We start from the raw sequence: 13,570 nt of genomic DNA, 5'->3' as shown, positions 1-13,570 counted from the left end.
TGGTGGATACGCAACGGTCCTTGTTAGGAACGGACGACGCTATAAACCGTACCACCCCGGCGGAGGCCGGGGCCCAATTGGGGGACGTTGCTAATGGAGGGCAGTGCTCCGTTACGACCACCTTTCCAATTGGGCCCCGGCCTTCGCCGGGGTGGTGCCGTTTCAGCGGGGTGAGGCGCCCTCAATCCGGCCGCATCGCGTCGGCGATCATCGCTTCCGCCTCGATCAGCAGCGCGTCGTCCGAGCTGTTCGTCGAGATCTTTTCGCGCCCGATCAGCGTCAGCACCGGCACCGCGAGCGGCGTCACGCGCTCCAGGTCGACATGCACCATCGTCGCCGCGGCACGGTCGAGTAGCGACGCCAACCGCCCGACATCGGTCATCCGCGCGCGCGCATCCGCCCACGCCGCCTCCAGCAGCAGATGCGTCGGCTCGTACTTGCGCAGCACGTCGTAGATCAGGTCGGTCGAGAACGTCACCTGCTTGCCGGTCTTGCGCTTGCCCGGATGTTGCCGTTCGACCAGCCCGCCGATCACCGCGACCTCGCGAAACGCGCGTTTCAAAAGATGCGATTGCTGCACCCATTCGACGAACTCATGCTCGAGGATATCTGCCGAGAACAACGCCGCCGGATCGACGATCTTCTCCAGCCCATACACCGCCAGCGCATAGTCATTGGCAACGAAGCCAAGCGGTTTCAGCCCCTGCGTCTCCATCCGCCGCGTGATCAGCATGCCGAGCGACTGGTGCGCGTTCCAGCCTTCGAAGCTGTACGCGACCATGTAATGCCGCCCCTCGCGCGGGAACGTCTCGACCAGCAGCTGGCCGGGCTCGGGCATGACCGATCGATACGCCTGCATCTCCAGCCACTCGCGGACGTCGTCGGGAAAGCGCGCCCACTCACCGGGATGCGCGAGAAACCCGCGGACGCGGTCGGCGAGGTTGGTCGACAGCGGCATCCGGCTGCCCCCGTAAGTCGGGATGCGCGCAGGCTTAGACGTCGCACGCACGACGAGGTCCTCGAGGTCGATCTTCATCACCTCCAGGCTGAGCCCTGCGAAGAAGAACGTGTCGCCGTGGCTCAACTGCGCCGCGAACGCCTCCTCGACGCGGCCGAGCACGCGGCCATTGCCGAACCGTACGTTGAGCATCGTCGCCTCGACGATGATGCCCGCGTTCAGCCGGTGCTGGCCGATGAATTTGGGGTGGCTGACGCGCCACGTCCCGTCCGCGTCCTTGGTCAGCCGCTTGAACCGGTCATACGCCTTCAGCGAATAGCCGCCGTCGCTGATGAAGTGCAGCACGCGCTCGAATGTTTCGGTCGGCAGTGCGGAATAGGGGAGGGCGGAGCGGATCTCGTCGAGCAACGCAACTTCGTGGAACGGGGCCGCGCATGCACACGCCATCACGTGCTGCGCGAGGACATCTAGCGCCCCGACGCGGAAGATATCCGCATCGAGTTCACCCGCCTCGACCGCGTCGAGCGCCGCACGCGCCTCCAGATATTCGAAGCGGTTGCCCGGTACGACGATCGCCTGCGAGGATTCATCGAGGCGGTGGTTGGCGCGGCCGATCCGCTGCAACAGCCGCGACGAACCCTTCGGCGCCCCCATCTGGATCACGCAATCGACGTTGCCCCAGTCGACCCCGAGATCGAGGCTAGACGTCGCGACCAGCGCACGCAGTTTGCCCTCTGCCATCGCGTTCTCGACCTTCCGGCGCGCTTCCTTCGCCAGGCTGCCGTGATGGACGCCGATCGGCAGATTGCCCGAATTCACCTTCCACAGATCCTGGAAGATCAGTTCCGCCAGGCTGCGCGTGTTGCAGAACACGATCGAGGTCTCGTGCGCTTCGATCTCGGCCATCACCTGCGCGGCGGCATAGCGGCCCGAATGCCCCGACCACGGCACGCGACCCTCGGGCAGCAGGATCGCGATGTTGGGCTCCGCACCCGCCTCGCCGCGGACCATCGCGACCTGGTCGATATCGCCGTCGGGCGCGAGCCACGCGCGATAGCCGTCGGCATCCGCGACCGTCGCCGACAGCGCAACGCGGCGCATCCCCGGCGAAATCTTTTGCAACCGCGCCATGCAGAGCGAGAGCAGGTCGCCGCGCTTGCCGGTCGCGAACGCGTGCACCTCGTCGACGACGATCGTCCGGAGGTTCTCGAACATCGTGATGCTGTCCGGGTAGCTGAGCAGCAGCGACAGCGATTCGGGCGTCGTCAGCAGGATCTGCGGCGGCTTGATCCGCTGCCGCGCTTTCCGGTCCGACGGCGTATCGCCGGTGCGCGTCTCGACACGGATATCGACCCCCATCTCGTCGATCGGCGTCAGCAGGTTGCGCTGGACGTCGACCGCGAGCGCCTTCAGTGGCGATACGTAGAGCGTGTGGAGTCCGGTGGTCGGGGCCTCGATCAGCTCGGCAAGCGTCGGCAGGAACCCGGCGAGCGTCTTGCCCGCGCCGGTCGCCGCGACCAGCAGCGCATGATGCCCAGCACGGCCTTCCGCCAGCATCTCCAGTTGATGCCGCCGCGGCCGCCAACCCCGTGTGGCAAACCAGTTTTCCAAGGGGGAGGGGAGGTCGCTCACGGCCTGTTCACGCATCGTCGTCATATGGGGGCGTCGCGCCGCACCGCTATGGACCGCGCGCGTAACGATCGGCAATTCGGTCAAAGCTCTGTTAGGAAAGATCCGTCGGTGTCGCTTTTTCGTTACCTTCTGCCGCTGCCGTTACTCGCGCTTCTTCCCTTCGCCAACGCCACGGCGCAGACCAAGTCGTTCCTCGGCGCCGGCGGCATGGTCCGGCTCTCGCATGCCTCGAACCTCACGCCGACGCGCAACTTCGCGGGTCGCGCGCTGATGAACAGCGGGTGGCGACAGATGTGGGACGGCAAGCCGGTCGGCCGCGGCGTCGGTATCGTCCGCTTCTGGCAGGTCGCCAAGCCGACCGACGGGCAGGGCCAGGTGACCGAGATGATCCAGGTCGGTTTCAGCCGTAGCACGGCGGTCGTGGCGACCTGCGGCACACAGGGGATGAACTCGGGAAGTGGCCGGCGCCTGCCCGATAGGATGCTCGGCGGCCATCGCTGGACGGCCTACGCCAATGGCGATGCGGGCATGAGCCAGCAGGTCAGCGCGATCAATCTGCGCAGCGTCATCAACGGCGCCTGCTACACGATCGACCGCATCACCTACACGACAAAGGCCGCCCCGCCGCCGCCGCGCACTGCGCCCACCCAGGCGGTCGCCGCGGCGAAGATGGACGCGATCCTCGCAACGATAAAGGTCGGCCGGCGACGCTGACCCTTCTTCTCCCCCCCTGAAAGGGAGAGGCTGGGGGTGGGTAGGCCCGTTCGAGCCACCCTCACCCCACCAAGCGGAACCAGACCCGCCCCAACCTCGCTTCCAGAGAGCGAAGAGCTAGATTACCGACACCTTTTCCCGATTCAGCGGTCGAGGCGGTTGCCGATCTTCGCGTGATCGCGGCTCCAGTGAATATACATCGCCTCTCCGATGATCGCCGTGACCGGCACCATCCCGACGCCCTGTTGCTCGACCGGCATGCGACTGTCGGCGGATCGATCGCGATTGTCGCCGAGCACGAAGATATGGCCCGGCGGAACAGTAACCTCGCGCGTGTCGTCAAACAGCGACGTATCCGTGTCGAGTATGCGATGGCTGGAGCGCTCTCCCGGCAGGCGTTCCGTTAGAATCGTTGCAGGATGTCGGCCTTCGATATCGTCGACCATCACCCTACCTTCGGTGTGCTGCGCGACCGCGCCCCCATTCACGATCAGCAGGCCAGCGCGCATCGCGATCCTGTCGCCCGAGATCGCCGCGATCCGACTGACCCGGACGCTGTCGGCCGCCTGGAAGACGATCACGGCGCCGCGTTTCGGCGGCCCACGCCAGCGCATGTCGACGACGAACTTATCACCGCTGCCGATCGTCGGCGCCATGCTGTCGGACGGTGCGAAGAACGGCTTGTAGAAATGGTGCATCATCGGCGGCACGCGTTCCCAAAGGCCCAGCACGACCACGACGATCAGCGCCAGCGCATACCAGCGCGACCACCAAGGTTTGGGGCCGCGAAGCCTGCTTTTGCGCCATGTGAGCATGATCGGCACGACGTAAACGGCACCGAACAACGCGATGACCAGCACCAGCGCCGCTACCGCGACACCGTAACCTGTGATGGGAAGGTGCCCCAACCCGAACGTCACGAGTGCGGCGAGTGCGAACTGCGCCATGAAAGTCAGCGCCGCGCCGCGCCGATCTCCGACGCGGATCAGCCCAAGTCCGGGCAGGATCAGGTTGAGCGCGGCGACGCCTACCCGTGCTGGCACGCTTCGCCGGTCGACCGAGTCTTCTAACGTATCGTTCATGCGACATCCCCCGGTGAGCGCGCGCATCGTACGGGACACTGGGCGCGAGACAATGCTGGCACCGCGGACCCGGTTCACGCGTAGTACTGGCATGGCAAAACTTGGCGACTGGCTCGAACCGCATCCGCACGGCATTCTCGTCAAGCCGATCGACGCCTGGATCGACCCTTCGATCCCGACCGCCAAGGCGCTCGTCACCCACGGCCACGCCGATCACGCCCGCGGCGGCCACGAAGCTGTCTGGGCCACACCCGAGACGCTCGCGATCATGGATGCGCGCTACGGCCCGCAAGCCGGCCACCCTGTCGCGTACGGTGAGACCATCCGGATGGGAGAGGTGGACATTGGCTTCGTCCCTGCCGGCCACGTCCTCGGCTCCGCACAGATCGTGCTCGACTATCGCGGCGAACGGATCGTCGTCTCGGGCGATTACAAACGCCGCGCCGACCCTACTTGCACCCCGTTCGAGCCCGTCAAATGCGACGTCTTCATCACCGAGGCGACGTTCGGCCTGCCCGTGTTCCGCCACCCCGACACCGGCGACGAGATCGACAAGCTGATCGCAGCGCTGCACGCCAACCCCGATCGCTGCGTCGTCGTCGGCGCCTACGCGCTCGGCAAAGCGCAGCGCGTGATCGCCGAACTGCGCGAACGTGGCCACGAGGCACCGATCTACATCCACGGCGCGCTGCAACGTCTCTGCGACCTGTACGCGGAGCACGGCGTGAGGCTTGGCGAACTCCTGCCGGTCGCCGATGCGAAGAAGGCGGACATGGCGGGGCATGTCGTGATGTGCCCGCCGGGTGCACTCAACGATCGCTGGTCGCGGCGGCTGCCCGACCCGATCACCGCGATGGCGAGCGGCTGGATGCGTGTCCGGGGCCGTGCACGCCAGAAGAACGTCGAACTCCCGCTGATCCTCAGCGATCACGCCGACTGGGACGAACTGATCGCTACGCTCACCGAGATCGCACCACGTGAAGTCTGGGTCACGCACGGCCGCGAGGATGCGCTGGTCCACTGGTGCATGACCCGCCAGGTCAAGGCGCGCGCGCTTGCGCTCGTGGGGTTCGAGGACGAGGACGACTGAGCCCTCGGACCTCACGCCGGGCGTAATTCTCCGGAGAAGGGCGGCAACGTCGCTTTGCGCCACGGCAGCGCGCGTCCCTCCACCAGCGAGCGCCATGCCCATTCCACCGGGGCGATATCGAACCGCCGCACATAGGCGTTGGCGAGCAGCAACAGCGCGATGTTGATCGCCAGCGCGGTCGCCATGAGCCCGGCCCAACCGAGCGTGCCGTACAGGGCAAGGCCGAACGGCGGGAACAGGATCCACAGGCAGATGATCGTCTGCAGGATGTAGATCGACAGCGCGGTCCGCCCGGCCGCGATGAACGGTCGCAACAGCGTGGCACCGAACCCCGTGCCGAGCAGCAGGCATACCGCGCCGACATGGCCGAGCGTCATCGCCTCGCGCGCGACTTCGACGGTTGCCCACATCGTCTTCGGCGCATCGTCGAACCGCGTCTGCTCGATCGCGCCAATGATGCGCAGCGGAATGGCGACCGCATAGGCGATCAGAGTCATGCGCAGGTAGAATCCGCGCGACCGCAAGCCTTGCAGGATGCCGAGCTTGTAGAGTGCGGCCCCGATCAGCATCACGCTGACGGCTTCCCAGAAGACGATCAGCTCGAACCCCTGCGACTGGAGCGTGACCGTGACGCTCCACTGCATCGCGGCCCAAGTCGCGAAACTGCCGGTACGCGCCTTGTCCTCCGCGACGATTTTCGCATGGCTTTCGGCCTTGCTCTTCGCGCGCTTGGCGTCGTCGGTTGCGGCCTTGGCGAGCAGTTTTCGATCGTCCGCGGTTACGGGGCGACCTGCCGCAAGCGCCTTGTTGACCGCAGCGACCTGCGATCGCTCCTGGAGCGGCTGGTAATAGGCGAAATATCCTGCGCCACCGAATTGCGCGACGGCGGCGACCAGACCGATCGTGATCAGCCAGCGCGGGCGCATGCGCCGGAACAGGAACGCGGCCAACGCGGCGATCGCATAGCTGTGGAGGATGTCGCCGGGCCACAACAGGATGAAGAGGTGGACGACGCCGAACCCGAGCAGCAGCACGTTGCGGAGATAATAGCGCTTCATCACGACTCGCTTGCCGAGGCTGAGTGCGGCGCGATCGGTGAGGATCACCATCCCCGCGCCGAACAGCAGTTCGAGCATGCAGCGCGCGGTGCCGTTCGCGATCACTTCGCGGAGCCACCACGCGACCTGGTCGGCGTGGGTCCAGCCAAGATTCCGAAAATCGCCGAACATCGCCCAGAGCGAGCCGCCCATGTCGTTGATGTTCATGAACAAGATGCCCAGGATCGCGATCCCCCGGAGGATGTCGAGAACCGCGATACGCGGCGCGCCATCGGGCTCCGTCGCCTGAAGTATCGTTGGCTCAGCGTCTATAGCGCCTACGTCGCGTATGGCTTGGTCGTACATCGTTTTGGGCCCCCCCGAGATGACAAACCCGACGCTAGGCCCATATCAAGGAAAGGCAAGTCTAGCCGGCGCCCTCTAATGTACGGGCCCGGCGGCGTTGTACGGAGCTTCCGATGCCCAAGGCTTCGCGGTACTTGGCGACGGTCCTGCGCGCGATGTCGAAGCCTTTGCCGTTAAGTAACTCCACTAGCGTGTCATCCGACAAGATCTTCGCACCCTCGGTATCGATCAGCGCCCGAATCGCCGACTTCACCGCCTGCGCCGATACCGCCTCGCCGCCGTCCGCGGACTGGATCGCGCTCGTGAAGAAGTATTTCAGTTCGTACAGCCCGCGTGCGCACGACACGTATTTGTTGCTCGTGACCCGGCTGACGGTCGATTCGTGCATCTCGATCGCGTCCGCCACCTGGCGCAGCGTCAGCGGCCGCAAATGCGCGACGCCCTTCAGGAAGAACGCCTCCTGCTGCTTCACGATCTCGGTCGCGACCTTGATGATCGTCCGCTGGCGCTGGTCGAGCGCCTTCACCAGCCAGTTCGCGCTCGCGAGGCAATCCGACAGCCAAGCCTTCGACGCCTTGTCCTGCTGCCCGCCCGACAATTCGGTGTAATAGCTGCGATTCACCAGCACACGCGGCAGCGTGGAGGCGTTGATCTCGATCGCCCAGCCCGCCTTGGTCCGCGCCACGAACAGGTCCGGCGTCACCGACTGCGCCGGCTCGCCCCCATAGCGGCACCCCGGCTTCGGATCATAACCGCGCAGTTCGCGGATCATGTCGGCCATGTCCTCGTCGTCGACATCGCACATCCGCTTCAACCGCGTCAGTTCGCCGCGCGCAAGCAGGTCGAGGTTGTCGATCAACCGCGCCATGCACGGATCGTAGCGATCGGCTTCTTTCGCCTGCAACGCGAGGCACTCTGAAAGATCGCGCGCGCCGACGCCGGTCGGATCGAACGTCTGGATCGTCGCGAGCACCCCCTCGACACGCACCAGCGGCACGCCGAGCCGGTTGGCGATGTCGAGCAGCGACACGGTCAGGTATCCCGCCTCGTCGATCTGGTCGATCAGGTGCGCAGCGATGAAGGCGTCCTCGCGAGGGATCGCCGGCCCGGCCTGTGCGAGCAGGTGGTCCGCGAGGCTGAGGCTGATATCCGCGAACGCGTCGAGATCGGGGCCGTCTTCACCGCCCGCTCCCCCCGCGCTCGCGCCGGTCATCGACAGCGCGCCGTCCATCCCGCTGCCGCCGTCGGCGACGCTGTCCTGCTGGTGGCTTTCGGTGGCGTAGTCGACGTCGAGCGTCGGTTCGTCGCCTGCGCCGGTGCCGGAAACGAGTTCGTCGGCTGCGACGCGTTCATCGCGGACTTCGGGGACGGGCTCGCGGTCGGGTGCGTCGTTATCCTCGGCAGCGCTGGCTTCGAGCAACGGGTTGCGCTCGACTTCCTCGGCGATGAATCCCTCGATCTCCAGGTTCGACAATGCCAGCAGCTTGATCGCCTGCTGGAGCTGCGGGGTCATCACCAGCGATTGCGACTGGCGGATGTCCAGGCGAGGGGCGAGGCTCATGACACCTCTTCCGTTCGTGCTGAGCGAAGTCGAAGCACCGGCTCGCGCGGCAGCCCTTCGACTTCGCTCAGGGCGAACGGAGAAAGGGGCGTATCCATCGGGTTAAAGCGAGAAGCCTTCGCCGAGATACAGGCGCCGGACGTTCGCATCCGCGACCAGTTCCTCGGGCGAGCCGGAGAACAGCACCCGGCCGTCGTAGATGATGTAGGCGCGGTCGACGATCTCCAGCGTCTCGCGAACGTTGTGGTCGGTGATCAGCACGCCGATGTCGCGGCGCTTGAGGTCCTTCACCAGATCGCGGATGTCGGCGATCGAGATCGGATCGATGCCGGCGAACGGCTCGTCGAGCAGCATGATCGACGGATCCGCCGCCAGCGCGCGGGCGATTTCCGCCCGTCGCCGCTCGCCACCCGACAGCGCCATCGCCGGTGCAGCACGGAGCCGAGTCAAACCGAACTCCTCCAGCAGCGTGTCGAGCTTGCGTTGCCGCGCCGCCTTGTCCGGCTCGGACAGCTCCAGCACGGTGAGGATGTTCTTCTCTATCGTCAGCCCGCGAAAGATCGACGTCTCCTGCGGCAGATAGCCCAGGCCCAGGATCGCGCGCCGGTACATCGGCAGCTTCGTGATGTCCTCGCCGTCGAGCATGATGCGGCCCGAATCCGGCTTCACCAAGCCCATCACCGAGTAGAAGCACGTCGTCTTGCCCGCGCCGTTCGGCCCGAGCAGCCCGACGACTTCACCACGACCGACCGACACCGAGACGTCGGTCAGAACGACGCGCTTGTCGTACGACTTGGCGATCGAGACGACCTGGAGCCCGTTGTTCACCGGAGGCTCGGAAATCGGGGCGACGTCCTCGATCGGGGGCAGCGTGGTGGCGTCCATGGGATCAGGCCCTCGCAATAATCAGTCGCCGAACACTCGGCATGAATGGTGCCGCCGAACGCTCGGCAGACGATTGGCAGGAAACATGCAGGAGCGCGCCGTCTGAGGGAAGCCCTCGCGACATGCTCACGCGCTCAGTTGCGCTTGGGGACCGAGAAGGTGCCGGTCACGCGGCCGCCGGTCTGCGTAACCGTGCCACCGCTTGCTGCCGATCCGCCCGCGCTGCCACCTGCAACCGATGACCCGTCGATCACCGACCGCCCGGTGTCGAGGTTCATCGTCAGGCGCCCGCCGTTCACGGTGTTACCCGCCTGCGTCAGCGTCACCGCACCGAGCATCGTGATGACGCGCCGGTTGAGATCGTAGATCGCGTACTGGCTTCTGGCCGTCTGGTCGGGACGCTTGACGATCACGCCGCCCGACGCGTCGAGCCGCGACACCTGCGGGTTCCCGCCGATCACCTGGCCGGTGTAGGCGACCGTCATTCGCGCCGAGTTCAGCGTCATCTCGGCCTGCTTGACCGCGACGTTGCCCGACAGGATCGCGCGGTTCGCCTTGTCCTGAAGCTCGATATGATCCGCACCGAAATTGATCGGGGCGTTGGAGTTGTGCGGTTGCTGCGCGACCGCGGTCGTGGAGAGCAGAACGGCAGACAGGGCTGCAAGGATGTGGGGAGCGCGCATGGCGGCTATTTCGGCCCTCTGGGGATGATCCGCAAGCGCGCATTGCCATCGAGCGTCACGGTCCGCTCTTCCAGGTTCGCGCGCAGCTTGTTCGCGCTGAACGTCCCCTGCTGGACGGTGCCGGTCGCCGCCCCGCCGCTTTCGAGCGTGCGCGCCTTCATGTCGATCGTCGCGTTGGTGGTCTTCAGGTCGTAGCCGCCCGCCGCAGTGGCGTTCAGCGGGCCGAACAGCTGCACCTTCTCGGTATCCATGTCGTAGCGACCGGTGTTCGCCTTGATGTTGGCGGGGCCGTCGGTCAGCTGGATCTGTGCGGCGAGCTGGTTGAGCTGGACGATCGGCTCGGCCGAGCTCTTCTGGATCGCCGAGGCCGCGTCGAGCGTGAACGCCTGGCCCTTCGTGTCCTCACCGCGATAGCGCGCCACCTGCGTCTTCATCCGCTCCTGCGCGACGTCGACCTTGTTCTTGTCGAGCAGGAACGACACGTCGCCGCCCGCCGTCAGCGGCGCCATCACCAGGAACGCCGCCAGCACGCCGATCGCGGTCGGCAGGCCGACGCGGGCGATCGCCACGAACCGATCGTGGCTGCCGCCCGGCGCGGCCCAGTCCTGTCGCGCGCTACGGACGCGACGGGCGACGGGTGAGGGGGGCGGAACGTCCATCAAGCGTGTGCGAAAATGTCGATTTCGGGCCAGCCGGCGATGTCGAGCGCGGCACGAGTCGGCAGGAAGTCGAAGCACGCCTGCGCGAGCTCCATCCGGCCTTCGCGAATCAATCGCTTGTCGAGCTCGGTCCGCAGCCGGTGGAGAAAGCGCACGTCCGACGCCGCGTAATCCTTCTGCGCCTCGGACAGTTCGGGGCTGCCCCAGTCCGACGACTGCTGCTGCTTCGAGATGTCCTGGCCGAGCAGTTCGCGCACGATTTCCTTGAGGCCGTGACGATCGGTGTAGGTCCGCACCAGCCGCGAGGCGATCTTGGTGCAATATACCGGTGCCGCGACGACGCCGAGATAATATTGAACCGCGGCGATATCGAACCGGCCGAAATGATAGAGCTTCACGCGTGCCGGATCGGCCAGCAGGGCCTTCAGGTTTGGTGCGTCGTAACCGGCACCTGCGGCGAATCGGACGAGGTGCTCGTCGGGGCCGCCATCGGAAAGCTGGACGAGGCACAACCGGTCGCGGGGCGTGATCAGCCCCATCGTCTCGGTATCGACGGCGATCGCGGCGCCGGCCGCGAACAGGTCGGCGGGAATGTCGCCTTCGTGGAGATGAACTGTCATGCGCCGGCCGTAGCCGCCCGAAGCTTAACGCTCAATGCCTCTATATGCGTCACCGATCCGAATCAGGCGACAAGAAGGCTTTGCGATCGTCGATGCGACGAGTCGTGGCTGGCGCGCGACACTTGCGCCAGTATCGATCCAAATCGAGCGCCCTCGGATCAGAATCTATTCGCGACGGCTTGTATTTTGCGCTAAGGGTCCCCTCAAGGCGCAAAAGGTTTCGCGCTGGAAAACCTGCGTTCGTCGTCCGGCACAAGGGTTTTGAGAAATTTGCGGGCGAACCGGGAAGACGAACAGAGCTTATGGGTTTCGATAAAGGTGGCCGCGGGAACCGTGGCGGGCGTGGCCGCGACAAGCGCGACAGCTTCGGCGGCGGCGACAACGAGTTCGGCGGCGGCAGCAGCTTTGGCGGTGGCGGCGATCGGTTCGGCGGCGGCGGCGGTAGCAGCTATGGCGGCGGCGGTGGCTCGAGCTACGGTGGCGGCGGTGGCAGCAGCTACGGCGGCGGCAGCAGCTTCGGTGGCGGCAGCGGCGGCGGCGGCGGTGGTTACCGCGGCGGCGGCGGTGGCGGCGGCTTCTCGGGCGGTGGCGGCGGCGGCGGTGGTCGCGGCATGCCTCCCCAGGTCGTCGGCGAAGGCACGGGCGTCGTAAAGTTCTTCAACGCGCAGAAGGGCTTCGGCTTCGTCGTTCGCGATGACGGCGGCGAGGACGTGTTCGTCCACATCAGCGCCGTCGAGCAGGCCGGCATGGTTGCTCTCGCCGAGGGTCAGCCGCTCGGCTTCACGCTCGTCGATCGCGGCGGCCGTATCTCGGCAACCGACCTCAAGATCGATGGCGAGCCGATGGCCGTCACCGATCGCGGCCCGCCGCGTGACCGTGATGCCGGCCCGGGCGCACCCCGTGGTGGCGATCGCGACCGTGACGGTGGTGCAGGTGGCGCACAGCGTCAGCTCACCGGCGAGAAGGCGACTGGTACGGTCAAGTTCTTCAACGCGATGAAGGGCTTCGGCTTTATCCAGCGCGACGATGGACAGCCTGACGCATTCGTCCACATCTCGGCCGTCGAGCGCGCCGGCATGTCGACGCTGAACGAGGGCGACAAGCTCGAGTTCGAGCTCGAGGTCGATCGTCGCGGCAAGTACGCAGCAGTGAACCTGAGCGCAGGCGGCTGATAGCTGTCTGACTCAGAACGCTGATCGTACCGTGTTCGGTAGGATAATGATTGCGGCCGGTTTCGCTTTGGCGGGACCGGCCGTTCTCGTTTCATCGTCTTCGCTGTCGTCCGCTGCGCAGGCCGGGCAGAATGCTGTCGCAGCTCCGCGCGAGCCGACCCGCGTGCCGGTGTTCTCGGCAACGATCGTCGCGCGCTACCCGCACGACCGCACCGCGTTCACCGAAGGCCTCCTCTGGCACGACGGCGCGCTGTACGAGAGCACCGGGCAGGAGCGGCAATCCGACGTCCGCCGCGTCTCGCTCAAGGACGGCAAGATCCTCGCCAAGGCGCGAATCGACCCCGCGCAGTTCGGTGAAGGCCTCGCGCTGTGGAAGGACCATCTGGTCAGCCTCACCTGGCATGACGGCATCGCGCACCGCTGGGACGTCCGCACGCTGAAACTCAAGGGGCAGAACCGCTACACCGGCGAAGGCTGGGGCCTGACCAGCGACGGCGTCTCGCTGCTCCAGTCCGATGGCAGCCCCGACATCATCGTCCGCGATCCGCTGACGCTGGCCGAGCGCAAGCGCGTGGCGGTGACGATCGACGGGCGGCCGTTGCGCGACATAAACGAGCTCGAATATGTCCACGGCGCGCTGCTCGCCAACGTCTGGCACACCGGTTTCCTCGTCCGCATCGATCCCGCGTCCGGCAAGGTGACCGCGGTCATCGACCTCCGCCCGCTGGTCGCCGAAGTCGCCGCGACCGATTTAGAGGCGGTCCTCAACGGCATCGCCTGGGACGCGAAGGCCGACCGGCTGTTCGTGACGGGCAAATACTGGCCGACGCTCTTCGAAATAAAGATCGCCGCGAAGCCGCAATAGTCGGCGAGCGAGTCCGGGCCACCGACACCGCACCCCGACTTGTTCTCCCGCGAAGGCGGGAGCCCAGTCTGGACTCCCGCCTTCGCGGGAGAACATGGACGGCCGCCTACCGCCTCCTGAACGCCGTCTCCAGCCGCTGTCATCTGAACCCCGTCATCCTGACGAAAGTCAGGATCCAGAGTCACGAGAGCTATCCTGCTTTACCCTAGATCCTGACTTTCGTCAGGATGACAAAAAAGGAGCAAT

The 13,570-nt window shown here is 66.0% G+C and carries 12 protein-coding genes; 4 read left to right on the top strand and 8 right to left on the bottom strand.

What is annotated here, in order from left to right; genetic code table 11:
- Window positions 1-181 precede the first annotated feature (181 nt).
- A complete protein-coding gene (locus C8J39_RS11640; RefSeq protein ID WP_120300926.1) occupies window positions 182-2,605 on the bottom strand; it encodes a ligase-associated DNA damage response DEXH box helicase in 2,424 nt (807 codons plus the stop codon).
- A gap of 93 nt (window positions 2,606-2,698) precedes the next feature.
- Here C8J39_RS11640 and C8J39_RS11635 point away from each other — a divergent pair, with 93 nt between their 5' ends.
- Window positions 2,699-3,304, top strand: coding sequence for a hypothetical protein (locus C8J39_RS11635; protein ID WP_120300647.1), 606 nt, complete (start codon window positions 2,699-2,701; stop codon window positions 3,302-3,304).
- Window positions 3,305-3,447: 143 nt separating this feature from the next.
- Here the strand turns inward: C8J39_RS11635 and lepB are convergent, their stop codons facing one another.
- On the bottom strand, window positions 3,448-4,386 hold the full coding sequence (lepB, locus tag C8J39_RS11630) for a signal peptidase I (protein ID WP_165895233.1): 939 nt from the start codon (window positions 4,384-4,386) through the stop codon (window positions 3,448-3,450).
- A 91-nt stretch (window positions 4,387-4,477) separates the two neighbouring features.
- On the opposite strand from lepB, the gene C8J39_RS11625 reads away from it, so the two are divergent.
- The gene (locus tag C8J39_RS11625; protein WP_120300646.1) at window positions 4,478-5,476 is read left to right on the top strand and encodes a ligase-associated DNA damage response exonuclease; all 999 of its coding nucleotides are present in this window, start codon (window positions 4,478-4,480) and stop codon (window positions 5,474-5,476) included.
- 11 nt (window positions 5,477-5,487) lie between these two features.
- Here C8J39_RS11625 and C8J39_RS11620 read toward each other — a convergent pair whose 3' ends face one another.
- The 6 genes from C8J39_RS11620 to C8J39_RS11590 all read right to left on the bottom strand — a co-directional run bounded on the left by C8J39_RS11620 (window position 5,488) and on the right by C8J39_RS11590 (window position 11,287).
- A complete protein-coding gene (locus C8J39_RS11620) occupies window positions 5,488-6,879 on the bottom strand; it encodes a DUF418 domain-containing protein (RefSeq protein ID WP_120300645.1) in 1,392 nt (463 codons plus the stop codon).
- A 61-nt stretch (window positions 6,880-6,940) separates the two neighbouring features.
- On the bottom strand, window positions 6,941-8,440 hold the full coding sequence (gene rpoN, locus C8J39_RS11615) for an RNA polymerase factor sigma-54 (RefSeq protein ID WP_120300644.1): 1,500 nt from the start codon (window positions 8,438-8,440) through the stop codon (window positions 6,941-6,943).
- A gap of 102 nt (window positions 8,441-8,542) precedes the next feature.
- Window positions 8,543-9,325 (bottom strand): LPS export ABC transporter ATP-binding protein, encoded by a 783-nt coding sequence (gene lptB / locus C8J39_RS11605; RefSeq protein WP_056063598.1) that lies wholly within the window; start codon window positions 9,323-9,325, stop codon window positions 8,543-8,545.
- A 134-nt stretch (window positions 9,326-9,459) separates the two neighbouring features.
- The gene (locus tag C8J39_RS11600; protein WP_120300643.1) at window positions 9,460-10,008 is read right to left on the bottom strand and encodes an LptA/OstA family protein; all 549 of its coding nucleotides are present in this window, start codon (window positions 10,006-10,008) and stop codon (window positions 9,460-9,462) included.
- A 5-nt stretch (window positions 10,009-10,013) separates the two neighbouring features.
- Complete coding sequence (lptC, locus tag C8J39_RS11595) at window positions 10,014-10,667, bottom strand: LPS export ABC transporter periplasmic protein LptC (protein ID WP_056063592.1); 654 nt, start codon at window positions 10,665-10,667, stop codon at window positions 10,014-10,016.
- Window positions 10,667-11,287 (bottom strand): ribonuclease D, encoded by a 621-nt coding sequence (locus C8J39_RS11590; protein WP_056063589.1) that lies wholly within the window; start codon window positions 11,285-11,287, stop codon window positions 10,667-10,669. Before C8J39_RS11590 ends, lptC begins: the two co-directional genes overlap by 1 nt.
- Before the next feature lie 302 nt (window positions 11,288-11,589).
- Between C8J39_RS11590 and C8J39_RS19225 the strand changes: the two genes are divergently transcribed.
- Together C8J39_RS19225 and C8J39_RS11580 are read left to right on the top strand one after the other, a co-directional pair.
- Window positions 11,590-12,459, top strand: a complete 870-nt coding sequence (locus C8J39_RS19225; RefSeq protein WP_056490084.1) for a cold-shock protein — start codon at window positions 11,590-11,592, stop codon at window positions 12,457-12,459.
- A gap of 46 nt (window positions 12,460-12,505) precedes the next feature.
- Window positions 12,506-13,324 carry a glutaminyl-peptide cyclotransferase gene (locus tag C8J39_RS11580; RefSeq protein WP_120300642.1) on the top strand — a complete coding sequence of 273 codons (819 nt, stop codon included), beginning with the start codon at window positions 12,506-12,508 and terminating at the stop codon, window positions 13,322-13,324.
- Window positions 13,325-13,570: the final 246 nt, after the last annotated feature.

The organism is Sphingomonas sp. PP-CC-1A-547 (assembly GCF_003610375.1).
Taxonomy (GTDB): Bacteria; Pseudomonadota; Alphaproteobacteria; order Sphingomonadales; family Sphingomonadaceae; genus Sphingomonas.
Note: the sequence above shows the minus strand (reverse complement) of the source record. Positions and strands in the feature narration are given on the sequence as shown.